Raw genomic sequence first — 1580 nt, forward strand, 5'->3', positions numbered from 1 at the left:
CATTCAACAAAATCATCTAACATTTCTTTCACGCCAAAATTCGCTAAGGCGGTGCCGAAAAATACCGGTGTCATCCGCCCTGCTAGATATTCTTGTAAATCAAATTCATGGCTAGCGCCTCGCACTAGCTCAACTTCTTCAACAAAGTCTTCATGATAAACGCCAAGCAGCTGCTTCGCTTCATCCGACATTAAGCCTTGGATACGAATATCATCTGGAATTACATGACCACCTTGCTGGGTATATACATGATAGGTATCGGTGTAGAGGTTATATACACCCTTAAACTCTTTGCCCATACCAACGGGCCAGTTAATAGGCGCCGCTTGTATGCCCAGCACTTGTTCAATTTCATCCAGTAAATCAATACCATCACGAACATCACGGTCTAATTTGTTCACAAAGCTAAAAATCGGCGTATTGCGCAGGCGACAGACGTTCATCAGCTTGATCGTTCTCTCTTCAACACCCTTAGCCCCGTCAACCACCATGAGTGCCGAATCAACCGCGGTTAAGGTACGATAGGTATCTTCAGAAAAATCTTCGTGTCCAGGTGTATCGAGCAAATTGACCAAGCGATCATTATAAGGAAACTGCATGACTGAGGAGGTGACCGATATGCCCCGTTCTTGTTCCATGGTCATCCAATCTGAGGTCGCATGCGCTGTATTCTTTTTACCTTTTACCGTGCCTGCAACTTGAATCAGCTGCCCCAGCAAAATCAGCTTCTCAGTGATCGTGGTTTTGCCTGCGTCCGGGTGAGAAATAATCGCAAAAGTTTTGCGTTTTGAGACTTCTTCATCTAATTGCGATTGTGAGAGTAAAGACATAATGACAATATCTGCAAGGTTTAAGGCTTAAATAAAGGGCGCAGATTATCGCATAATTTTAATCACAGTAATAACTACAAAATATGGCTTCAAGGCTGAGCCAAAGAAACACTTAGGGTAAAAAACAGCAAGCGCTCAGTTGGCTTTGCGCCAAGTAATATTGATGCGCTCATGGGCAAATAATGGGTGGGGGGTTTTATCAATCGACTGGATGCCGTGATAATTAAGTCGAGAGTCACCGCCAAACACTATCATATCGGCATGCTGCATACGGTATTTATCTGGCTTGTCCGCGCGTTTTTTGCCGCCCCACAAAAATACCCCAGTAACACCAAGCGAAAGCGAGACTATCGGCTGAGTGAAGTCTTTTTCATCTTTGTCCTGATGCAACCCCATTTTAGTGCCCACTTGATATCGATTAATTAATGCGGCGTCGGGTTCAAAATCTTGATAACCAACCTGAGCTGCCGCAGCTTTTGCAAGATTTGAAAAGCTCACTGGCATGGCTGGCCATGGCTGGTCGGCGCCTAATATTTGCGGCTGATAGCGGTAGCCTTCTCTATCACTTACCCAGCCAACATCACCACAGTTAGAACAATGTACTGACATTTTGCCACCACCGCGCGTGACATACTGCTGCAGTGGAGCATGTTGCAGTACTGCATATAAATCGGGAATTAATGCGTCGAGATAGGGTTCAGCAAAACCACTTAAAAAAAATGCCCCCGGCGACAATATCATCGGCTTATC

The 1580-nt window shown here is 45.1% G+C and carries 2 protein-coding genes; both read right to left on the reverse strand.

Annotation, left to right across the window (positions count from 1 at the left end; genetic code table 11):
- On the reverse strand, nucleotides 1–830 hold an 830-nt coding region (locus HRU21_13530; GenBank protein ID NRA43303.1), incomplete at its 3' end, for a GTP-binding protein.
- A gap of 135 nt (nucleotides 831–965) precedes the next feature.
- A complete protein-coding gene (alkB, locus tag HRU21_13535; GenBank protein NRA43304.1) occupies nucleotides 966–1571 on the reverse strand; it encodes a DNA oxidative demethylase AlkB in 606 nt (201 codons plus the stop codon).
- Between the last annotated feature and the right edge of the window lie 9 nt (nucleotides 1572–1580).

The sequence above is a fragment of the Pseudomonadales bacterium genome, assembly GCA_013215025.1.
Taxonomy (GTDB): Bacteria; Pseudomonadota; Gammaproteobacteria; order Pseudomonadales; family DT-91; genus DT-91.

What these genes read in the sequence shown, in the direction of transcription:
- alkB (NRA43304.1), bottom strand. Translation starts at nt 1,571, where the DNA reads ATGATATTGTCGCCGGGGGCATTTTTTTTAAGTGGTTTTGCTGAACCC.